19 protein-coding genes are annotated in these 21542 nt (G+C 33.4%); 12 read left to right on the top strand and 7 right to left on the bottom strand.

Translation table 11 applies throughout. The features are described from left to right. The first annotated feature begins 330 nt into the window (after positions 1–330). The 7 genes from ACQ5J2_RS03560 (at position 331) to ACQ5J2_RS03530 (ending at position 10651) form a co-directional block, all read left to right on the top strand. Positions 331–3687, top strand: a complete 3357-nt coding sequence (locus tag ACQ5J2_RS03560; protein WP_432672362.1) for a hypothetical protein — start codon at positions 331–333, stop codon at positions 3685–3687. Beyond that, positions 3680–4099, top strand: a complete 420-nt coding sequence (gene ybeY / locus ACQ5J2_RS03555) for an rRNA maturation RNase YbeY (protein ID WP_432672361.1) — start codon at positions 3680–3682, stop codon at positions 4097–4099. The genes ACQ5J2_RS03560 and ybeY overlap by 8 nt, the downstream gene beginning before the upstream one ends. A 90-nt stretch (positions 4100–4189) precedes the next feature. Continuing rightward, the gene (mnmG, locus tag ACQ5J2_RS03550; protein WP_432672360.1) at positions 4190–6061 is read left to right on the top strand and encodes a tRNA uridine-5-carboxymethylaminomethyl(34) synthesis enzyme MnmG; all 1872 of its coding nucleotides are present in this window, start codon (positions 4190–4192) and stop codon (positions 6059–6061) included. A gap of 1 nt (position 6062) precedes the next feature. Next, positions 6063–6590, top strand: a complete 528-nt coding sequence (locus ACQ5J2_RS03545; RefSeq protein ID WP_432672359.1) for a hypothetical protein — start codon at positions 6063–6065, stop codon at positions 6588–6590. After that, entirely contained in the window at positions 6580–7440 is an 861-nt protein-coding gene (locus ACQ5J2_RS03540; RefSeq protein WP_432672358.1) for a class I SAM-dependent methyltransferase, read from the top strand. Before ACQ5J2_RS03545 ends, ACQ5J2_RS03540 begins: the two co-directional genes overlap by 11 nt. Positions 7441–7676: 236 nt before the next feature. Beyond that, a complete protein-coding gene (locus ACQ5J2_RS03535) occupies positions 7677–8264 on the top strand; it encodes an OmpH family outer membrane protein (RefSeq protein ID WP_432672357.1) in 588 nt (195 codons plus the stop codon). A 110-nt stretch (positions 8265–8374) separates the two neighbouring features. After that, positions 8375–10651: a helix-turn-helix domain-containing protein gene (locus ACQ5J2_RS03530; protein ID WP_432672356.1), complete on the top strand. Its 2277-nt coding sequence runs from the start codon at positions 8375–8377 to the stop codon at positions 10649–10651. A 1-nt stretch (position 10652) separates the two neighbouring features. Here the strand turns inward: ACQ5J2_RS03530 and ACQ5J2_RS03525 are convergent, their stop codons facing one another. Genes ACQ5J2_RS03525 through ACQ5J2_RS03515 form a run of 3 tightly spaced genes read right to left on the bottom strand, consistent with a single transcriptional unit; the run spans position 10653 to position 12816 of the window. After that, on the bottom strand, positions 10653–11042 hold the full coding sequence (locus ACQ5J2_RS03525; protein WP_432672355.1) for a DoxX family protein: 390 nt from the start codon (positions 11040–11042) through the stop codon (positions 10653–10655). A gap of 4 nt (positions 11043–11046) precedes the next feature. Beyond that, positions 11047–12195 carry an ATP-binding protein gene (locus tag ACQ5J2_RS03520; protein ID WP_432672354.1) on the bottom strand — a complete coding sequence of 383 codons (1149 nt, stop codon included), beginning with the start codon at positions 12193–12195 and terminating at the stop codon, positions 11047–11049. A 51-nt stretch (positions 12196–12246) separates the two neighbouring features. After that, positions 12247–12816: a sugar O-acetyltransferase gene (locus ACQ5J2_RS03515; protein ID WP_432672353.1), complete on the bottom strand. Its 570-nt coding sequence runs from the start codon at positions 12814–12816 to the stop codon at positions 12247–12249. Positions 12817–12936: 120 nt separating this feature from the next. Here ACQ5J2_RS03515 and ACQ5J2_RS03510 point away from each other — a divergent pair, with 120 nt between their 5' ends. From ACQ5J2_RS03510 to ACQ5J2_RS03490, 5 genes are all read left to right on the top strand, one after another. Beyond that, positions 12937–13347 (top strand): hypothetical protein, encoded by a 411-nt coding sequence (locus tag ACQ5J2_RS03510; RefSeq protein ID WP_432672352.1) that lies wholly within the window; start codon positions 12937–12939, stop codon positions 13345–13347. A gap of 181 nt (positions 13348–13528) precedes the next feature. Further along, complete coding sequence (locus ACQ5J2_RS03505) at positions 13529–14716, top strand: phosphoglycerate kinase (RefSeq protein ID WP_432672351.1); 1188 nt, start codon at positions 13529–13531, stop codon at positions 14714–14716. A gap of 194 nt (positions 14717–14910) precedes the next feature. Continuing rightward, positions 14911–16875 carry a LysM peptidoglycan-binding domain-containing protein gene (locus ACQ5J2_RS03500; RefSeq protein WP_432672350.1) on the top strand — a complete coding sequence of 655 codons (1965 nt, stop codon included), beginning with the start codon at positions 14911–14913 and terminating at the stop codon, positions 16873–16875. An 84-nt stretch (positions 16876–16959) separates the two neighbouring features. After that, a complete protein-coding gene (locus ACQ5J2_RS03495) occupies positions 16960–17973 on the top strand; it encodes a DUF4837 family protein (RefSeq protein WP_432672349.1) in 1014 nt (337 codons plus the stop codon). A gap of 7 nt (positions 17974–17980) precedes the next feature. Beyond that, positions 17981–18427 (top strand): GNAT family N-acetyltransferase, encoded by a 447-nt coding sequence (locus ACQ5J2_RS03490; RefSeq protein WP_432672348.1) that lies wholly within the window; start codon positions 17981–17983, stop codon positions 18425–18427. Between the two features lie 7 nt (positions 18428–18434). On the opposite strand, the gene ACQ5J2_RS03485 is transcribed toward ACQ5J2_RS03490, so the two are convergent. From ACQ5J2_RS03485 to ACQ5J2_RS03470, 4 genes are read right to left on the bottom strand one after another with little or no spacing between them, the layout of a single operon-like run. After that, positions 18435–18746, bottom strand: coding sequence for a hypothetical protein (locus ACQ5J2_RS03485; RefSeq protein ID WP_432672346.1), 312 nt, complete (start codon positions 18744–18746; stop codon positions 18435–18437). Beyond that, on the bottom strand, positions 18728–18958 hold the full coding sequence (locus ACQ5J2_RS03480; protein ID WP_432672344.1) for a hypothetical protein: 231 nt from the start codon (positions 18956–18958) through the stop codon (positions 18728–18730). Before ACQ5J2_RS03480 ends, ACQ5J2_RS03485 begins: the two co-directional genes overlap by 19 nt. A 59-nt stretch (positions 18959–19017) precedes the next feature. Beyond that, positions 19018–19833 (bottom strand): OmpA family protein, encoded by an 816-nt coding sequence (locus ACQ5J2_RS03475; RefSeq protein WP_432672342.1) that lies wholly within the window; start codon positions 19831–19833, stop codon positions 19018–19020. Next, the gene (locus ACQ5J2_RS03470) at positions 19833–21470 is read right to left on the bottom strand and encodes a S41 family peptidase (protein WP_432672340.1); all 1638 of its coding nucleotides are present in this window, start codon (positions 21468–21470) and stop codon (positions 19833–19835) included. The genes ACQ5J2_RS03475 and ACQ5J2_RS03470 overlap by 1 nt, the downstream gene beginning before the upstream one ends. Between the last annotated feature and the right edge of the window lie 72 nt (positions 21471–21542).

Here is a 21542-nt window from a genome sequence, read left to right as displayed (position 1 = left end):
TGATTAGTTATTGATTTTTATATCAATTTGGGCGTCACCCTCCCGAAAAGGTCGGGTCGCGCTTTCCGCTTCAATCTTTTTGTCCGTTCCTCTCAAAAAGGATTTCCACTGCAATCGCTAACGCAAAACGTAGAAGCGTCGTCTTTAAAAATTTATTCAGTTACTCTCAAAACTTTTCTATTACAAAATTGCGTACTACCAAAATTGATTTTAATCTGTGTGTATCTGTGCAATCTTTGTAAAACACCCCTAAATACGCTAACATTTTTTAACATTTAGTGTTCATATAAATCAGTACTTTTATCGGTTATAATTAAAAGTGATTGCAATTTGGAAAACAAAGCCTTGATTTATCAGAAATTAGAAGCATTTATCCGTAAATTTTACACCAATGAACTACTAAAAGGGATTTTATTTTTCGTCGGTCTAGGATTGCTGTATCTTATTTTTACACTTTTTATTGAATACTTTCTATGGTTGAAACCTGTAGGAAGAACCATTTTGTTTTGGACCTTTATTATTGTCGAAATTCTTTTACTCGTTCGATATATTCTTTTCCCCATTTTCCAATTGTTTAAAATCAAAAAGGGTATTGATTACAATCAAGCTTCTGTTATCATCGGAAAACATTTTGGAGAAGTTAGCGATAAACTTACCAATTTTTTACAACTTTCAAATGATACAAACTCTTCAGAATTGTTAATTGCCTCGATTGAACAAAAAGCAAAAACACTTCAACCGATTCCATTTCAGAATGCAGTCAATTTTAAAGGAAATAGAAAGTATATTCCGTTAGCTATTTTGCCAATCTTGTTTTTTGCCTTTTTCTACCTTTCGGGAAATAGTAAAATGATTAGCCAAAGTTTGAATCGAGTGGTGAATTACAAAGAACAGTTTGCGCCACCAGCTCCGTTTGAATTTATAATTCTAAATAAGGATTTGACTACGCAAGAAGGAACAGATTTTACAGTTCAAGTGAAATCGGTTGGAAATGTAATTCCTGAAAACGCGATGGTTTTTATCAATAACGAAAGTTATTTTATGGAAAGTTCCAATGCAGGAGTTTTCGAATATACTTTTTCTAAGCCACAAAAGAATATTTCGTTCCACGTGGAGGCCAATAAAGTTTCTTCGCATAATTATGAACTGAAAGTTGTGGAAGTACCAACGATTGCAAATTTTGAAATGATTATTCAATTTCCATCGTATTTGAATCGGAAATCTGAATCCATTCAAGGCACCGGAAACGCAATTGTTCTCGAAGGTTCAAAAATCACGTGGAAAATGGCAACTCAATCTACAGATAAGGTAGAATGGACTGATTTTAAGACTAAATCGATTTTTACATCATCGAATAATAGCTTTAATTGGAGTAAACTAATTTCACAAAATACAGAATATCAAATTATTACTTCGAATAGGAACGTTCAAAGTTTTGAAAAATTGAACTATCAACTAACTGTTATTAAAGACCAATTTCCAGTTATTTTGGCAAACAATGTTCCTGATAGTTTAAAAGTAGATGAAAACGTAATTGTAGGTCAAATTTCAGATGATTACGGTTTGTCGAAGCTGCAAATTGTCTATTATCCTTCGAATACAAAGAACAAAGCGTTCATAAAAGAGTTGGCTGTAAAGCGAGATGTATTCGACCAATTCGTTTTTAGCTTTCCTGGAAATTTGCCGGTAGAAGAAGGAGTTTCTTATGAATACTATTTTGAAGTTTTCGACAATGATGCGTTGCATAATTTCAAAAGTACGAAGTCAACTGTGTTTTCTGAACGTATTCAGACTGTGCAAGAAAAGCAAGATGAATTGATGCAAGAACAGAATAGCAATATTAACGGTTTGCAGAAATCATTGAAATCTCAAGATAAGCAACTTTCGGAATTAGATAAATTACAAAAATCGAACAAGGAGAAGTCGAGTCTTGAATTTAAGGACCAACAAAAAGTAGATGATTTTATCAAGCGTCAAAAGCAACAGGACGAAATGATGAAGCAATTTACCAAGAAAATGGACGAGAATTTGGATAAAATCAAGTCAGATAAAAAGGATGAGTTCAAAGAAGCTTTGCAAAAGCGTTTAGAAGAAAGTCAAAAAGATTTAGAAAAAAATCAAAAGCTATTGGACGAATTGCAGAAGTTGAATGATAAAATCAAGCAAGAAGAATTGTTCGAGAAAATGGAGCAATTTAAACAAGTGAGTAAAAACCAAGCAAAAACTTTAGAACAGTTGGTTGAACTTACGAAGCGGTTTTATGTCGAAAAGAAAGCAGAACAAATTGCTGATAAATTAGGAGAGCTTGCAAAAAAGCAGGAAGAATTATCCAATAAAGACGATAAGAACAATGCCGAAAATCAGGATAAAATCAACAAAGAATTTGATGCGATTCAAGAAGATTTGAAAGAATTGGAAAAGCAAAACAAAGAGTTGAAAAGTCCGATGGATATTCCGATGGACAAAGAACAAGAGAAAAGCATTGATGAAGATTTAAAGAAAGCGAAAGAAGAACTTCAGAAAGATAATGCCAAGAAAGCAAAACCGAAACAGAAAAGTGCGGCTAAAAAGATCAAGGAAATGTCGGGTGCGATGGATGAAAGTATGGCTGGTGGCGACAAAGAGCAGATGGAAGAAGATGTGGCGATGTTGCGTCAAGTGATGGATAATTTGTTATCATTTTCGTTTTCGCAGGAAGACTTGATGAATCGTTTTAAAAATTTGAAACGTGGAGCTCCGTCGTATAACAAGTACTTAAAAACACAGCAAGACTTACGTCTACAATTCCAACATGTGGACGACAGCCTGTTTGCTTTGTCGTTAAGAAATCCTCAATTGAATGAACCTATTACGAAAGAGATTGGAAACGTACATTACAACATCGAGAAGTCGTTGGATAATTTGGTAGAGTCTAATGTGCCAAAAGGTGCTTCGCATCAGCAGTACACCATTTCGGCAGCTAATAAATTAGCCGATATGTTGAGTGATGTGTTGAATAGCATGCAAATGTCATTATCTGGTTCAGGTCAAGGAAAGCCAAAACCAAGTTCCGGAAAGGGCGAGATGCAATTACCAGACATTATGATGAAGCAAAAAGGTTTGGGAGAAAAGATGAAAGACGGAATGAAGAAAGGTAAGGAAAGCGGAAAGAAAGAAGGCGAAGGCAAAGAAGGCGAAAGCGGACAAAAGCCAGGTCAGAAACCAGGTCAAAAACCTGGACAGTCTGGAAGTGGAGGAAGTGGTGAAGGTGAAGGTGAGAACGGGCAAGATGGAGAGGGAAACGCGAAGGAAATAATGGAGATTTATAAAGAGCAAAGACAGTTAAGAGAGGCTTTGCAAAATGAATTAAACAAGAAAGGAATGTCGGGAAGTGGTCAAGGTACTCTGGACAAGATGAAGGACATCGAAAAGCAACTCTTAAATGAAGGCTTTAAGAATCAAGTGTTGGAGAAAGTATTGAACTTGAACTATGAGTTATTGAAACTAGATAAGGCGATGCAGCAGCAAGGTGAAGAAGAAAAACGCCAAGCGGAAGCCAATTCAAAGCAGTTTGATGGAAGTAAAGGTTCGCTAACGCCAGCATTAAAAGAATATTTAAACAGCATAGAAATATTAAACCGACAAAGCCTACCTTTGCGGTCCAATTTTAGCCAAAAGGTTAAAGAATATTTTAATACAAATGATTAGTTTTAACTACGAAACAGATTTTGAATTAGGGAATGAGGATGCGTTTCAAGACTGGATTTCGCGTGTTATATTATCCGAAGGAAAGAAGGAAGGTGACATCAATTACGTCTTTTGTGATGATGCATATTTGCACAAACTTAACGTTGAATATCTAGAGCACGACACCTTAACGGATGTTATTAGTTTTGATTATTGTGTAGGTAATGAATTACATGGAGATATTTTTATTTCAGTTGAAAGAGTGGAAGATAATGCGAAGGATTTTGGCGTTTCTTTTGCTGACGAATTAAAAAGAGTGATTGTTCACGGCGTATTGCATTACTGTGGCTACAAGGATAAGTCGGTTGAAGACGAAGCATTAATGAGGAGTGTAGAAGAAGAGAAAATTAAGATGTTCCACGTGGAACAATAGACTTCAGATTTATTTATTCAAGCATATTGTTCCACGTGGAACACTTGTATTGGTTAATGAATTTGATTTAAAACTATAGAAAATATATAGATGTTTGAAGAGATTTATGATGTGATTGTTGTTGGAGCCGGACATGCCGGTTCAGAGGCCGCTGCCGCTGCTGCAAATATGGGTTCCAAAACTTTATTGGTTACAATGAGTTTGCAAAACATTGCGCAAATGTCTTGTAATCCTGCCATGGGCGGAATTGCAAAAGGACAGATTGTTCGTGAAATTGATGCTTTGGGGGGCTATTCAGGTATTGTTTCTGATAATACGGCGATTCAATTTAAGATGTTGAATAAGTCAAAAGGTCCAGCGATGTGGTCGCCGAGAGTACAAAGTGACCGAATGCGTTTTGCAGAAGAATGGCGTATGATGTTGGAAGGAACACCGAATCTTGACTTTTATCAAGAAATGGTCAAAGGATTGATTATTGAAAATGGTGTTGTAAAAGGAATCCGTACATCGCTTGGGACTGAAATTCGTTCGAAAGCGGTTATTTTAACCAATGGAACTTTCTTGAATGGATTGATTCATATTGGAGAAAAACAATTTGGTGGAGGTAGAGCTGGAGAAAGTGCGGCTTACGGAATCACTGAAGATTTAGTGAAAGCAGGTTTCGAATCGGGGAGAATGAAAACAGGAACACCTCCTCGTGTGGATGGACGTTCTTTGGATTATACCAAAATGAATGAAGAATTAGGTGATGCAAAGCCGGACAAATTCTCTTATTCGGATGTGACAAAACCATTGGTACATCAACGTTCTTGCCACATGACGTATACTTCTTTGGATGTCCATGATATTTTGAGGGAAGGTTTTGACCGGTCGCCAATGTTCAATGGAAGAATCCAGAGTATGGGCCCACGCTATTGTCCATCTATTGAAGATAAAATTAATCGTTTTGCAGATAAAGAAAGACATCAACTTTTTATTGAACCGGAAGGTTGGAAAACGTGTGAGGTATATGTAAATGGTTTTTCAACTTCTCTGCCAGAAGATATTCAATACAAAGCATTGAAATCTGTTGCTGGTTTTGAAAAAGTCAAATTTTTCCGGCCGGGATATGCTATCGAATATGATTATTTTCCACCAACACAACTAAAACATACGCTTGAAACGAAGTTAGTAGAAGGGTTGTATTTTGCCGGACAAATCAACGGTACTACAGGTTATGAAGAAGCGGCTTCACAAGGTTTGATGGCTGGGATTAATGCGCATTTAAAAATTAATGAAAAAGAACCGTTGATTTTGAAACGTGACGAAGCCTATATTGGCGTTTTAATCGATGATTTAATCACAAAAGGGACAGAAGAACCGTATCGAATGTTTACTTCGCGAGCGGAATATAGAACGTTATTGAGACAGGATAATGCCGATGAACGATTAACTCCGAAAGGATTTAAAATTGGTTTGGCTTCTGAAAAACGACTTCGTAGAATGGAGCATAAATTCAATGAATCTCAAAAATTGGTAGACTTTTTCAAAGAAACGAGTGTAAGTATTGGGGAAGCAAATCCAGTTTTAGAAGAAAAGGGAAGTGCTTTAGTTTCGCAATCGGATAAAATGTTTAAGATTTTTTCTCGTCCTCAAATTGATTTAGCGGATGTAATGAAATTTGAAAAAGTTAAGGAATACGTAGCTAATGCAAATGTGGACCAAGAAATTTTGGAGCAAGCGGAAATTCAAGTAAAATACTCAGGTTATATTGAAAAGGAAAGAAACAACGCGGATAAACTTACAAGGTTAGAAGATGTCAAAATTCCTGAAAACTTCGACTATGAGAAAATCAAATCAATGTCGATAGAAGCAAAACAGAAGTTGTCTAAAATTCGTCCTGTGACTATCTCTCAAGCGTCACGAATTAGTGGTGTTTCACCAAGTGATATTTCGGTGTTGCTAATTTATATGGGAAGATAAGATGAACGTTTCACGTGGAACAACTCCGTTAAGACTTGTGTTTAGTAGGATAGCTGTAATTATGTTTCTAGTTGTCATTTCAATTAGTTGCGGAATTCATAAACCACAATACACAATTGACGATTATGTTTTAGTTCCGAATGCAAAAGAGATTTTAGGTAATAAAGGTTTAACCGCTTTTGTATTTGAGAATAATAAAAAGATTTTGCCCTTTCAACAATTTCTTATTAATCTATACAATTTGCAAACGCTTAACCAGCGAGAAATTCCATTCACCATAAATGAAGACCAATTCACATTGCACGTATACGATACAGATGAAATGGAAAAATATATAAATACTTCTGATTTTGTATTGAAAAATCAAATACCGGATGCATCAAAATTGGGAAATCAATCCGATTTCATTGTGCTTTCTGTAACTAATAATAAAAATGAAGACTGTTTGAACGATGATTCGCTGTATCAAAATATCGTTATAAAGTACTTAAAAAATTTAAAAGAAGACTATTTCAGTAATGATAGATAATGCCAAAAAAATATATTTAACGGTTAGAGATTACACCGTTTCCAAAGAAACATTCGGCTTGTATCGCGATGTAAAATATGACATGTTAATTACATTTCCAAAGCCTAGTCAAGAAGAGCTTTCTAAATATTATGAAAGCGAAGATTATATTTCACATTCAAATAAAAAGAAAGGTTTATTTAGCTTTTTGTATCAAATTGTAAGAGGTTTTACCTTAAAAAACAAGTTGAATATCATTCAGCATTTTCAAGTTGAAAAAGGAAGTTTATTAGATATTGGTGCAGGAACCGGTCACTTTTTAGATTTGGCACAAAAGAATAAGTGGACCGTTACAGGTATTGAACCTAATCTTGGTGCTCGAAATATGGCAACTGAAAAAGGAATTTCTTTCGCAGAAAATATTCAGAGTTTACCAAATAATTCATTTGACGTCATTACGATGTGGCATGTTTTGGAACATGTTTATGATTTGGATGAACAAATTAAAGAATTAAAACGAGTTTTAAAACCCGATGGCGTAATTGTTATTGCTGTACCCAACTTCCGTTCATTTGATGCGAAATACTACAAACGATTTTGGGCAGCTTTTGATGTGCCTCGACACTTATGGCATTTCTCAAAAAAATCGATAAAACTTTTGTTTCAAGAGAAACATATGAAGGTGGTTGAGATGATTCCTATGAAATGGGATGCGTTTTATGTAAGTTTACTTTCAGAAAATTATAAGAGGGGATATATGAATTTCTTCAATGCAATTTATGTTGGCCTAAGGTCAAATTACAAAGCGAAGAAGCATTTTCAATATTCTTCACTTATTTACATCCTAAAAAATGACAAAAAATCGAAATAAGTCGTTTTAATGATGTTTTAGAGGTTGAAACAGATGTTGTATTGGCTATTTTTTGATTTTGCCTTAAATGGAATTTAAAGAAGCCGTTTTTTTTGCATAAACTTATTGAAATTCAAATATTAATAGTAAAAGCCTATTATTAGTTTTTCAGAAGAAAAAATATTATTTTTTTCTATAACGGTAAATTTTAGTACTTTTGACATCCAATTTAAAAAATTAACTTTCACATTTATAAAATGAAAAAATCACTTTTGATTATCGCTCTTGCTGTTTCAATTATTTCTTGCAACAAAGAGCAAACTGCAACTTCTTCCTCTGAATTGAAAACCGCTTATGTAGATACTGCTAAATTAATGGAAGAATATACGGAGTCTAAAGATTTAGAAGCTAAATTTAAAAGTAAATCAGAAGCTGAAGCCAAAAAGTTCGAAGTAGAAGAAGCAAATTTTAAAGCTGAAGTAGCCAACTTTCAAAAAAATGCACAGGCAAATGGACAAGCTTGGGCTCAACAAAAAAATGCTGAACTAGAACAAAGACAACAACGTTTGCAATATGCGGCACAAAGTGTGAGTCAGAAATTACAGATGGATGGTGCTACAGAAATGGATAGTTTAGTAAAAAATGTGAAAGCATTCGTTAAGGATTACGGTAAAGAAAAAGGATACGATTATATCTACGGAACTGGAGATGCTGCGACCGTTCTATACGCGAAAGATCAGTACGACATCACGAAAGAAGTGATTCAATTGTTGAACGATAAGTATTCAAAAGAGGGTAAAAAAGAGGCAGCTACAGAAACTAAAGACGAAGAAACTAAAAAATAATTATTCTTTAAATAAATCAAACCTTCCTTATCGGAAGGTTTTTTTTTGGATTGAATTTTTTTGTAAATTTGAAAAGTTCTCATCACATTTATTAATTATCTCGAAGCCAAATGGATAACGTTTCTACCACCGCTGATTATGTACTTAAGTTTGTCAATCAAACAAATCGTTCTGTATTTCTTACCGGAAAAGCGGGTACGGGTAAAACTACTTTGCTAAAAAAAATTTTAGAAACAACGCATAAAAACGTTGTGGTAGTTGCACCAACAGGTATTGCCGCATTAAATGCAGGAGGTGTTACGATTCATTCGATGTTTCAATTGCCTTTTGGAGGTTTTATTCCCGATTCGATTTACCAAAATGACTTTTCAAATAACCTCAAATTTGAAACTAAAAAAACACTCGGTCGGCATTTTAGAATGAGTGGCGTTAAGAAAGCGGTTATTCAAAACATGGAATTGTTGATTATTGATGAAGTCAGTATGTTACGTCCAGATGTTTTGGATGCGATGGATTTTATGATGCAATCGGTTCGGAAAAAGAAAGTGTCTTTTGGTGGAATTCAAGTGCTTTTTATTGGCGATTTACTTCAATTACCGCCGGTTATTAAAGACGATGAATGGAATGTTTTACGAAATTATTACAACGGAAAGTTCTTCTTTCATTCTCATGTAGTACAGCAAAATCCACCCTTGTACTTAGAACTTTCTAAAATTTTTCGTCAAGATGATGATATATTTATTGACTTACTCGAAAGTTTGCGGAATAATACTATTTCGGAAAAGCAACGAGATGAGTTAAATAAATACGTTCAGCTTGATTTTGACACCAAAAAGAATGAAGGCTACATTATGTTAACTACACATAATCATAAAGTTGACGTTATAAATAAGGAAGCTTTGTCTGATTTAGTGGGTAGCGAAGTTATTTTAAGAGCAGATGTAGTTGATGATTTCCCTGATAAAATTTATCCAATTGAATCTGATTTAAAATTGAAAAAAGGAGCTCAAGTCATGTTTGTAAAAAATGACTCTTCAGCCGAAAAAAACTTTTTCAATGGTAAAATGGGAATCGTAAAATCAGTTTCTAAAAATGAAGTTTTAGTCGAATTTCCTGAAGAGAAAAAGGTAATTGAAGTCGAACGTTTTGAATGGAAAAATATTCGATATTCAGTAAATGAAACTTCTAAGGAAATTGAAGAAGAAGTTTTGGGAACGTTTACACAATTTCCGTTAAAACTTGCTTGGGCAATTACAGTTCATAAAAGCCAAGGATTGACTTTTGATAAAGCTGCAATTGATGTTTCGCAAGTTTTTATGCCTGGACAAGCTTATGTTGCACTTTCGCGATTAAGGTCTTTAAAAGGGCTTATTTTGCTATCTCCGCTTACTTTAAATGGCTTTTCTAACGATAAAGATGTCATGCAATATGCCGAAAATAAATGTTCGGATGAAAAACTAGCTCACGAATTGCAACTTGACACGCAAAATTTCCTTTACAAATCATTAATCACCACATTCGAATGGGAAAATTTACTGCAAGAATGGCGAAATCATTTGTATTCTTACAAAAATGATGAAAGTCGGTCTACTCAATCGCTTCATGCAGTTTGGGCGAAAAAACAGTACGATGCATTGGATAAAATTGTGCCGCATTCGCAAAAATTTATCAGCCAATTGCATTTTATTTTCAATCAACCAAAAGTCGATTTAGATTTTTTACAAGAACGTTTTACAGCCGCTTATAATTATTTCATGCCGGTTTTAGACCAAATGGTGTATGATTTATTGTTTAAAATGGAAGAAGTAATTCGACTTAAAAAAGCGAAAGGATTTTATACGGAATTAACCGAATTGGAAAACATTCAAGTCAAAACGGTTCTGGGTTTAATGAAAGCGCAAAAATTAATCGTTGTGGTACTTTCTGGTCAATTAATTAATAAAGATAATTTAACTTCTTATGAAATTAAAACCTATAAAGGAACTATTTTACAAGCGGTTAAAGAAGATTTCAAACAACAAAGAGGCACTTTAGTTGAAGAACAAATCGACGAAAATCGCTATAGTTCTACTAAAAAAGAGAAGAACATTCTGAAGAAAAACACCTTTGAAGAAACTCATGAAATGTGGTTGGAACACAGTTCAATTGAAGCCATTGCTATTGCTCGAAAACTAACTAAACAAACAATTGCCGGACATATTGCCAAACTTATAGAAGCCGGAAAAATAGATATTAAAGATGTTTTACCGTCGTTGCTTCTTGAAAAATTAGAAAAAGCGTTTTACGGTTACAAAGAGGAATCACTGAATCCTTTAAAAGAAAAACACGGTACGGAATATTCTTGGGATGAATTGAAAATGTACAAAGCGTATTTGAATCGAGTTTAAATTAACTCAACCAATAACATGCAATAATAGCAGGAATAAAGTAAATAACAATTGTTTTTGCACCTTCATATTCTTTTGCCATTCGTTGTCCAACTAGTAACAAAATCAAGGTAATACAACTCATAACTGCACCGTAAAAGCCAAAAGTGCGTTGGTTGTTCATTATTAGTTGCAAAATTCCCGCTAAACATAGAATTCCCGAAATTAATTCTAAAACCAAAATGATAAATAGCGAAGCAGGAACTATATTTTTAATAGGCGTTTTTGAAAAATGCCCTTTCAACCAAGACAAATTATCTTGCCAATACATCGTTTTATCGTAACCGGATTGAATGAAAGTTGCCGCTAATAAAAGCAAAACTAGGATAAAAGGGATGTTACTTGTAATCATAATTTTATTTTTTGTGAATTAAACGTGTGAGTTTTATAGATAAATCTGTGAGAATAATTTTGGCATTTCCGTTTCGTTCAATGTGATAAATAGCATCGGAAAGTTCAGCAAAAATAGCGTCTATATTGTTCCCGTTTACAAAAGGAGCGAAGTTTTCCAATTTAAATTTAGCAACTTTTGGTTCCATATAAACCAAACTGGTCGTTTGATAGTTGATTAGTAAGGCCTGACGAAACATTTCAATACAATAATTTAAAAACTTTTTTTGAGTTTCGCGACCAATTCCAGCAATAGTTTCGCTCCAACGAATCAAATCACTGATGGCACTTGCATTTCCTTTTGCACGAAAAGCCGCCCGAACCCATTCTACAAACCATTGTTCAAATTCATCATCTTCGCCATTTGAATTTAAAATTTTCAATGCTTTATTAAAATTTCTTTGAGCTTGATGTGCTATTTTTTTAGATTCTCGCTCTTCAATATTATAGTCAATTAACAACTTCTCTGCAATATTATTTTCATTTAAAGCGTTGAAATGCAACAATTGACATCGTGATAAAATTGTTTGAATAATATCTTCTTCATTTTCGGCAACTAGTAAAAATAAGGTTTTATCTGTTGGTTCTTCAAGCAATTTCAACAATTTATTGGATGCAGCAATATTCATTTTGTCCGCCATCCAAATAATCATGATTTTATAACCACCTTCGAAAGATTTTAACGAAAGTAACCTCACAATTTCTTGAGCATCATCTACCCGAATTTCTCCTTGTTTGTTTCCTGCTTCAAGAAAATGGAGCCAATCAAATAAACTACCGTACGGGTTTTGCTTTAAAAATTCACGCCAATCAAAAATAAAATCGACACTTTTAGGTTTCGATTTCACCTCTGTCGTAGTTACCGTGGGATAAACAAAATGCAAATCAGGATGTGTAAAACTCTTGAATTTGATGTTGCAACTTTCATTTCCACTGCTATTTTCGCCAGCTGAATTTTTACATAAAATATATTGTGCATAAGCGATTGCTGTAGCCAAAGTACCCGATCCTTCTGGACCTACAAAAAGTTGAGCATGCGGAATTCTTCCTAAATCAGCACTTTTAGTAAGGTGATTTTTGAGGTGTTCCTGGCCAATAATATCTGAAAATTGCATTTGACAAAGATATTTAAATAGGTTAAAATCGAAACATTTCGTTGCTTAAAATTACAACTCTTGATTTCCGTTGAGTTTCCTAACTATTTTTGCGGGATTTCCAACCGCTAAAGTATCTTCGGGAATATCTTTTGTAACCACTGAACCCGCTCCAATGACACTCCCAGAACCAATTATGACTCCCGGACAAATGACTACTTGACCACCAATCCAACAATCATCCCCAATAGTTACCGGTTTTGCACTTTCAAAATCGCGACGTTCGATTTTATCTAAAGGATGTGTAGCCGTATAAATATGAACGCTTGGTCCAAACATAACATTCGAACCAATTTTCACCTTCATTGAATCCAAAACTACGCAATTGACATTAAAAAAAACATTTTCGCCACATTCAATATTATAGCCATAATCGCAATGAAAAGGAGGTTCAATATGAACGACATTTTTGGAGTTTGGAAGTAACTCAGCAATCAACTTCCGCGTATTTTTATTCATCCAATATTCGGAAACATTGATTTTATGCAATATTTTCTTTGTTTTAATTCGGTCAAAAATCAATTCTTTTGTAGTTGCAGAGTAATTTTCTCCTAAAAGCATCTTTTCCTTTTCTGTTTTCATTATAAATGTGTTAAATAATCCATTTTAATTGAATTTGGTGAAAAATACCCATTTGTAGGGAGTTTTTCTATGCATAAAGCGTTGTAAATTTATAACATCAAAAGTAATCATTTAGAAACCATGAAAAAGTCTAATGTAATTAAGTCCTTATTTTTAGTAATTTTTGTGACCATTTTTATTAATGGTTGTTCGATTAATTATGAAAATAAATTTGGCAAATCTCCTGCTGAACTTTTGAATAACGAAAGTCAATTATTATTTACTAAAAGTCCCATATTTAACTGGAAGAATAAAAAAGTCGTGGTTAGTTTTGAAGATGATTTTAGGAATTTCAACACTTTTGAAAAATCAGGCTATATATTAAGTGAAAATAATTTAAAACAAGGAATAACGGTACAGTTAAAAGTAATTGATTTTTTTAAAAAATCTGAAATCGTCAACGAAATCATGATAGAGTCCTATGATTTATCAAAAGGTGTTAATCAATTTACAATCGGATATAACGATAACACGCCATACATAATTTATTGATTTACGCCATTCCAATAATTCAAATTCAAAACCAATCAACTTAATTATATAATCTAAACCGTACAATTTATTTTGTACGGTTTTTTTATTACTTAAAAGTTTGCATTTTTATGCAAGTAAATTTACAAATGCAACAAAAATCATATATTTGTTTTTTTATTCAAACTAAAACACATACAAAATGAAAACACTTAAAGACTTCAATTTTAAAAACAAAAAAGCATTGGTTCGTGTAGATTTCAATGTTCCTTTAGATGCGGAATTTAATGTAACAGATGCAACCCGAATTCAAGCGGCAAAACCTACAATTGATGCAATTTTAGCGGATGGAGGAAGTGTAATTTTGATGTCGCATTTAGGTCGTCCAAAAGGAAAAGAAGAAAAATATTCGTTAAAACATATTGTTCCAAAGGTTTCAGAAATTCTAGGAAAAGAAGTGAAATTTGCTGCTGATTGTCGAGGAGAAATCGCACAAGACGCTGCAAATAATTTACAAGCAGGAGAAATTCTGTTACTCGAAAACTTACGTTTTTATGCGGAAGAAGAAGCGGGTGATGTAGAATTTGCTGAAGAATTAGCTTGGCTAGGTGATATTTATGTAAATGATGCTTTCGGAACCGCACATAGAGCTCATGCTTCAACCACAATTATTGCACAATTTTTTCCTGACGCTAAATGTTTCGGAAAATTATTAGCTGCTGAAATAGAGAGTTTGAATAAGGTTTTGAAAGATTCTAAAAAACCAGTAACTGCTGTTTTAGGTGGTTCAAAAGTTTCTTCAAAAATTACAGTTATTGAAAATATTTTAGATAAAATTGATAATTTAATTATTGGTGGTGGAATGACTTTTACCTTCATTAAAGCGCAAGGTGGAAAAATTGGTGATTCAATTTGTGAAGATGACAAACAAGAATTAGCCTTAGAGATTTTGAAAATTGCCAAAGAAAAAGGCGTAAAAGTACTTTTGCCAGTTGATGTTGTTGCTGCAAATGCATTTTCAAAAGATGCAGAAACACAAGTTGTACCTGTTAACGAAATTCCTGATGGTTGGCAAGGTTTAGACGCTGGACCAAAATCACTAGCTGAAATTAAAAAAGTTATTTTAGAATCAAAAACAATTCTTTGGAATGGACCTTTAGGCGTTTTTGAAATGGAAAAATTTGCTAATGGAACGATTGAATTAGGAAACTATATTTCAGAAGCAACTCAAAACGGAGCGTTTTCTCTAGTAGGCGGTGGCGATTCTGTAGCTGCTGTAAAACAATTCAATTTGGAAAACCAAATGAGCTATGTTTCTACGGGTGGTGGTGCAATGTTAGAAATGTTAGAAGGAAAATCTTTGCCTGGAATTGCTGCAATTCTGGACTAAATTGACTTGTTAATATAATATTTATAAAAAATTTAAGTTATAGGATATAATGATTTTGTTATAAGATTATTATGTTTGCATGACGTCAAAATCTAACTTAATAACTTTAAGTTAGATTTTGACGTATTATAAAATAAATTTCACCACTTCTAATGGCTTGATTGTTGTTGAAAGTGCTAACTAAAAATATATAAATGAATACAAGAAATTTAGTACTAGCTTCCGCTATCATGATATCGGGCACTATTTTTTCGCAAGATTCAGTTTCGTCCCAAATTGAACAGCCTATTGTAAAACTTTCCTATCTTGACTCTATAAAAGCGAGTTTTGTTCACGATGAAATTGCTGCTTGTGTAGACAGTTTGTGGATGCAGGAATTAACCAACCAAGATATTTTCCCAGAATTAGCAAATGATATTGCAACAATGGATATCGATAAAGAAGTAGATTATGAACTTTCTACTGAATTATTGAAGAAACGGTTGAAAGAAATGGATGCAAAATCTCCGTTCAATATTCAATACAACCCGGCTCTTGAAAATGTGATTAAATCCTTTTTGAAAAACAGAAAAAGGTCATTTGAGCGATTGATGGCGATTTCTGAATACTATTTCCCAATGTTTGAAGAGTCTTTAGCGAAACAGAACGTTCCTTTAGAAATCAAATATTTGTCAATTGTAGAATCAGCATTGAATCCAAAAGCGGTTTCACGAATGGGAGCCACTGGTTTGTGGCAGTTTATGTATCAAACAGGTAAAGAATATAATCTGGAAGTAGATTCGTATGTTGACGAACGAAGTGACCCCTTAAAATCAAGTAAAGCGGCGACTCAGTATATGACCAATATGTACCGCATTTTTGGTGATTGGGAACTGGTTTTAGCTTCCTACAATTCTGGAGCTGGAAATGTTGCAAAAGCAATCAGACGTTCAGGAGGACAACAAAATTACTGGAATATCAGAAAGTATTTGCCAAAAGAAACGCAAGGATATGTTCCCGCTTTTTTAGCTACAATGTATATTTATGAATACCATAAAGAACACGGAATTGTTCCTAACCGTGCTATAATCAAGCATTTTGAAACTGATACGGTGATGGTTAAAAAAGAAATGAGTTTCAAGCAAATCGCTGAATTGTTAAATGTTCCCGTTCCTCAAATTCAATTATTGAATCCAGCTTATAAAATGAACGTGGTGCCTTTTTACCCAAATAAGCCTCATTTTCTAAGATTGCCAAAAGAAAAAATTGCTATTTTCACATCAAATGAAGATAAAATTTATGCCTATGTTGAAAATGAACGTGCAAAAATTGAAATGCCTCATTATGTGACAAACTCGCGAGTGGCTTCAAACGATAGCTCTTCTAATTCAAAATATTCTTCGAAAACAAATTACCATACGGTTCGTCGAGGTGAAAGTTTGGGATTAATTTCAAATAAATACGATGTTTCCGTAGCCGATTTGAAAAAATGGAATAATTTACGGAGTAATATGATTAATTATGGTGCGAAACTTAAAATAGTTTCTACTTTTAAAGAATCAGTTCCTACGCCAAAAGTGGTTCCACCAGTTGTTGAAAAAGAGGAAGAGACGGCAATTGCAAAAATCGAAGTAACTTCTCCTGATGCTGATGGTGAAATTAAAATTGATGAAGCATCTGTTTATATTGTTCAAAAAGGTGATAACTTATCATCGATAGCACGAAAATTTAATATTTCTATTGCTGAGTTGAAGGAGTTGAACAATTTAGAAGACACCAATGTAAAGTTAGATAGTAAATTGAAAATTTTAAAATCGGACGAAATTGCAAGTGCAAAAACTGAAATTGACCGAAAAAATTTCTTGAGCTATACGGTAGAAAAAGGAGACAATTTAGGGAAAATTGCTAAAAAGTATAATGTATCTGTAGCTTCACTTCAGGAGTGGAATGAGCTAAAAGACAACAATGTTCAAATTGGTAAAAAAATCCTAGTTTTATCTGACGTTAAAAATTCAATTGCAGCTTCTGAGCGAAATGCACTTTATTTAGTTCAGAAAGGCGATTCTTTAATTAAAATTGCGAAAAAGTATCCAGGTGTTACTGTAGCAGATATTAAGAAATGGAACGGAATCAATGGAAACGAATTGAAACCGGGGATGAAATTAAAAATTAGCAGTTAATTTTTAAAATAATAGATTCAAAATAAATTTTAAATTCCTTATTTGGTTTATCCATTTAAGGAATTTATTTTTACAGTATTATTTATGGCAACAAAGTGTTTAAAATATACGATTTCTAAAAAAGTAAAAAGTTTGTTTTTGCCCTATTTTCTTGTGGTAGTTAGCATAGTTTTTTATTCGTGTAAAGAAAAAACGGAAGATAAACCACAGACGAGTTGTCAAATTAATTCACTTGCCATTGCCGTAAATGACCAATTATGGAGTGGGGAAATAGGGGATAGCTTACGGAAAAAATTTGCAGCATCGGTCGATGGACTACCGCAGGAAGAACCGCTTTTTACAATCCAGCAATTTCCTGTAAAATTATTTGACACGCATAAAAATTCAAACACCAATTTAATTTTAATTAAAAAAGAAGAAAAAAGTAGTTACAGACTAGTTCACAATAAGTACATGAATCCGCAGAACTTAGTAGTTATTTCAGGGAAATCTATTTCTGAAATCGTCAACTTCATTGAGCAAAACGGTGATTCATTAGTCAATATTTTTAGGGAAACCGAAATTAACCGCAATCAAGACTTAATAAGAAAACAACTACTAAGTGACGAAAAAATTCAAAGGAAATTCAAAGTTTTGCTGGATGTTCCTGAAACGTTTCAATATGTAATGGAAAAACCGAATTTCATTTGGTTAAAAAAAGAAATTTTGAGCGGAAACACGAGTATTTTGATTTATAAAGTGCCGTTTAAAACCTTACTTAAAGACGATAATATTGTAAGTAACATTATTTCGATGCGGGATAATATAGGTTCAAAGTACATTAGCGGAAAAAACAAAAACACAAGCATGATTACCGAAGAATCGTATGCGCCTTATTTTGACATAACCGTCATAGACAAAAAAAGAGCTTATGAAACCAAAGGGACTTGGGAACTCAAAGGCGATTATATGTCAGGATCATTTATCAATTATGCGATAATGAATCGAGAAAAAAAGGAATTCTTAGTTATTGAAGGGTTTTGTTATGCTCCATCAACCTCCAAGCGCGATTTAATGATGGAATTAGAAGCGATAATCAAATCAGTGAAATTTTTATAAAATTATAATGGAATTAAAATTCAAAATAAAGCGTTTTAACGAACTTACTATCTCAGAACTTTATCAACTACTGCAATTGCGAAGTGAAGTCTTTGTGGTGGAGCAAAATTGCGTTTACCGAGACATTGACGGCAAGGATGAAAAAGCATTGCATCTTCTTGGAGCAATTGATGGTAAAATCGTGGCATATTCCCGACTTTTCAAAGCTAATGACTATTTTAAAAATGCTTCCATTGGAAGAGTAGCAATCTCAGAAGATTTCAGAGCAAAAAAATGGGGTCATAATTTGATGCAAGAAGCTATTTCAGGAATTGAAACTGCTTTTGGAAAGCAAGCCATAACGATTTCGGCACAATTATATTTGAAGAAGTTTTACGAAACAAACGGATTTCAGCAAGTAAGCGAAATGTACTTAGAAGATGATATTCCGCATATTGAGATGTTACGGTTGTAGTTTTCTATTAAAGAGCTGATATTATCTTTTTTACAAGTTCAGGACTTCTTCGGTCGTCAATTACAAGAAGTACATTTAAATCAGTGTTGATGATATCAAAACCTACAAAAATGTGTTTTAATGTAAAGTAAAACAGCTTTTTATCAGATGTTTTTTGAGGTAGAGCTATTGAAAAGTCTAGTGTCTGTAACTTCAATTGGATTTTTTTATAAAGTTTTTGACTATACTCTTTACTTTTATTTCGATTGTTATAGAACTCCATGATTTCGATCATATCCATAGAAGAATCAGCAGACCAAATTACTTTACGTTTAGCCATTCTTCTACTTTTTTATCCATTTCCTTTTGAGTTAAAAAATTTCCATTCTCTATTTGATTTCGAGACTTTTCAACCTTTCGTATTTGAGAATCAGAAAGAATATAAACTTCCTCATTTTGGTCGATTATAGTTTTTATCTTTACTAAAACGGAATCATCCTCAATGCTGTTAATTTTTGAAACTAGATAGTTTTTTAGAGTGAGTGTCGTCATAACATTCTTGTTTTTAGTAAAGTTAAGATTTTATTTATTGATATCGAATTATTTCCTATTTAAACCTTCGTAATCACTAATTCAACTCTTCTATCATATTCAGTACCTTTTCCAAGTGGAACGGTATTTCCGTAGCCTTTAAAGGTCATTCGGCTTTTGGGAACTTTCTTTAAAAGCAAATATTTATAAACAGATTCAGCCCGATTGTGCGATAATTTTCTCTTTCCAGTATGACGGTCAATCGCTTCTTTATGGTAAGACGGTGTACAACAAACGTGTCCTTGAATTTCAAATTGTATGTTTTTATTTCGCAGTAAAAGTCTGGCTATTTTAGTTAAATCTGCTTTTGATTTATAAGTCAAAACACTACTTCCTCGGTCGAAAAGTAAATTATCTAAATATATATGGTCGCCAACTACGTGGTTTTTTTGAATCGTATTGTAATAACCAGGCAATTGAATTTTTGGTAACGGTTTTAGATTTAAAACTACGTCAACACGGCGGTTTTTTGACCGCACTTCAGGAATGTTTTCCACAACATCATCGTCAATCATAATTCTGCCTTTGCCTTCTATGGTTACAATTACTTTATTTTTAATGCCGTTTTTGATGAATTCTTGTTGAATAGTGTTGGCTCTTTTTTGCGAAAGCACAAAATTATAAGCGTCTTTCCCTCGGTCGTCACAATAACCAAAAATTTCGATGGTTTCTATACGTGTTGAATCTGAAGTTCGAATAAAATTTACAACATCTTTTAGCTGTTCAGGTTTCAAACTAAACTTATCAAATTGAAAATAAACAGAATGCACGACTTCTTCTTGAGCATGAAGAATGCCAATAAAAAGTAGCGGTAAATATTTTAAAAAACGTAACATTATTTTAAAAGTATTTTATTGTATTCCAAAGGATTATTCAATATTCCTGTTGCTTTTTTGATTTCTGAATTGCTTTTGATGTAGTATTTATACAATCCTTCACGGTATTGATAACGCAAAATAAGTTCGTCTAGCATCAAATTTTTAATTTCCTTTTGGTACTTATTAATTTGAATGTCTTCACTTTTCTGAACCGCAGCTGTTAATTGATTGTATTCAGCTTTTATGGATTCATCAATTCCTTCTTTTTGGGCCAATTCAAATGCTTTTTTCAGTGCTTTTTGAGTTTCAGTATCCAACGAAAAATCTTCTTTCTTAAGAAATTGTTTGAATGCCGCATAATCTGCATCTGTCAATGTTGGAATTTTTTCTCCAACCGAAGGATTTCGGTAATAATAATCGGTTGCAAAATTAAAAATGGCATCATTTTGTTGCAAAGCTTCTGAAATAGAACTTAATTTTGTTTCTTCCAAAACTACGTCTGGCAAAATTCCACCTCCGTCGTAAACAGTTCGTCCTTTTCTAGTTTTAAACGCGTTATAATTTTTGGCATCCGTTCTTATTGCTTTTCCACTAGCATCTTTATGACCATAATCTAACGACTGAATACAACGGCCCGAAGGCGTGTAATATCTTGAAATCGTAACTTTTACTTGTGTTCCGTAAACCAAATCAATTGGTCGTTGTACCAAACCTTTTCCAAAACTTCGGCTACCAATTACTACCGCACGGTCTAGATCTTGTAAAGCTCCAGCAACAATTTCAGATGCAGAAGCACTTTTTCCGTCTACCAAAATGACCAATGGAATTTCTAAATCAACGGCTTCAAAACTAGTTTTATAGGAATTGTTATGTTGCTCAATTTTAGATTTTGTAGTTACAATAATTTCGTTTTTTGGCACGAATAAATTGCAAATATTAACTGCTTCGTGCAGCAAACCACCCGGATTTCCTCTTAAATCCAGAATAATACGCTCAACACCGTCTTTTTTCAAACTTTCCAAAGCAGCTTTTGTTTCTGAAGATGCTTTTCTGTTGAACTGTGAAAGTACGATATAACCCGTTTTATCATCCACCTTTCCAAAAAACGGAATTGCCTTTATTTCCACTTCTTCTAAAACAATTTCAGTTGTCGCAATCTTTCCTTGTCTTTTATATTTCACTGAAATTTTAGCATTCTTTCCGCCTTTCAATAATTGTGAAGCATCTTCTTTGAAATCAATTAAATTCACTTCGCCAATTTGAATAATTTCGTCACCTGCTTTTAAACCTGCTTTGTCTGCTGGATAATTTTTGTACGGTTCTTTAATGATTAATTTACCGTCTTTTCGAGAAATTTGAGCACCAATTCCGGTGTATTCTCCAGTAGCGTTGATTTTGAATTTAACAACATCTTGCTCGTTAAAATAATTGGTGTACGGGTCCAAATCGGCCAACATCGTTTTTATGGCGGTATCCATCATTTGACCCGGATTCGTTTGGTCCACATAATTCATGTTGACTGTCTTGAACACTTCCGTGAAAATTTCGATTTGTTTGGCAATTTCAAAGAAATCATCCTTGAAACTTGTTCCTATAAAAAACACTCCAGCTGCAACAACAGGAAGTATAATTCTCTTTTTGAAATTGATTTGCATTGTATTTTGATTTTGCCTTAAAGGCTAAATTTGGCTACTAAAATAAACATTAATTATATATAAATAATTTTT

Origin of the sequence: Flavobacterium sp. SM2513 (assembly GCF_050908145.1) — a bacterium.
Classification (GTDB): domain Bacteria; phylum Bacteroidota; class Bacteroidia; order Flavobacteriales; family Flavobacteriaceae; genus Flavobacterium.
This window is presented reverse-complemented; position numbering and strand designations above follow the sequence as displayed.

Bases quoted from the DNA above. Each gene is read 5' to 3' on its own strand.
- ACQ5J2_RS03475 (WP_432672342.1), bottom strand. From the start codon at position 19,833: ATGTTACGTTTTTTAAAATATTTACCGCTACTTTTTATTGGCATTCTT.
- ACQ5J2_RS03505 (WP_432672351.1), top strand. From the start codon at position 13,529: ATGAAAACACTTAAAGACTTCAATTTTAAAAACAAAAAAGCATTGGTT.
- ACQ5J2_RS03480 (WP_432672344.1), bottom strand. From the start codon at position 18,958: ATGACGACACTCACTCTAAAAAACTATCTAGTTTCAAAAATTAACAGC.
- ACQ5J2_RS03530 (WP_432672356.1), top strand. From the start codon at position 8,375: ATGGATAACGTTTCTACCACCGCTGATTATGTACTTAAGTTTGTCAAT.
- ACQ5J2_RS03495 (WP_432672349.1), top strand. From the start codon at position 16,960: ATGGCAACAAAGTGTTTAAAATATACGATTTCTAAAAAAGTAAAAAGT.
- ACQ5J2_RS03545 (WP_432672359.1), top strand. From the start codon at position 6,063: ATGAACGTTTCACGTGGAACAACTCCGTTAAGACTTGTGTTTAGTAGG.
- mnmG (WP_432672360.1), top strand. From the start codon at position 4,190: ATGTTTGAAGAGATTTATGATGTGATTGTTGTTGGAGCCGGACATGCC.
- ACQ5J2_RS03515 (WP_432672353.1), bottom strand. From the start codon at position 12,816: ATGAAAACAGAAAAGGAAAAGATGCTTTTAGGAGAAAATTACTCTGCA.
- ACQ5J2_RS03535 (WP_432672357.1), top strand. From the start codon at position 7,677: ATGAAAAAATCACTTTTGATTATCGCTCTTGCTGTTTCAATTATTTCT.
- ACQ5J2_RS03540 (WP_432672358.1), top strand. From the start codon at position 6,580: ATGATAGATAATGCCAAAAAAATATATTTAACGGTTAGAGATTACACC.
- ybeY (WP_432672361.1), top strand. From the start codon at position 3,680: ATGATTAGTTTTAACTACGAAACAGATTTTGAATTAGGGAATGAGGAT.
- ACQ5J2_RS03520 (WP_432672354.1), bottom strand. From the start codon at position 12,195: ATGCAATTTTCAGATATTATTGGCCAGGAACACCTCAAAAATCACCTT.
- ACQ5J2_RS03500 (WP_432672350.1), top strand. From the start codon at position 14,911: ATGAATACAAGAAATTTAGTACTAGCTTCCGCTATCATGATATCGGGC.
- ACQ5J2_RS03470 (WP_432672340.1), bottom strand. From the start codon at position 21,470: ATGCAAATCAATTTCAAAAAGAGAATTATACTTCCTGTTGTTGCAGCT.
- ACQ5J2_RS03525 (WP_432672355.1), bottom strand. From the start codon at position 11,042: ATGATTACAAGTAACATCCCTTTTATCCTAGTTTTGCTTTTATTAGCG.
- ACQ5J2_RS03510 (WP_432672352.1), top strand. From the start codon at position 12,937: ATGAAAAAGTCTAATGTAATTAAGTCCTTATTTTTAGTAATTTTTGTG.
- ACQ5J2_RS03485 (WP_432672346.1), bottom strand. From the start codon at position 18,746: ATGGCTAAACGTAAAGTAATTTGGTCTGCTGATTCTTCTATGGATATG.
- ACQ5J2_RS03490 (WP_432672348.1), top strand. From the start codon at position 17,981: ATGGAATTAAAATTCAAAATAAAGCGTTTTAACGAACTTACTATCTCA.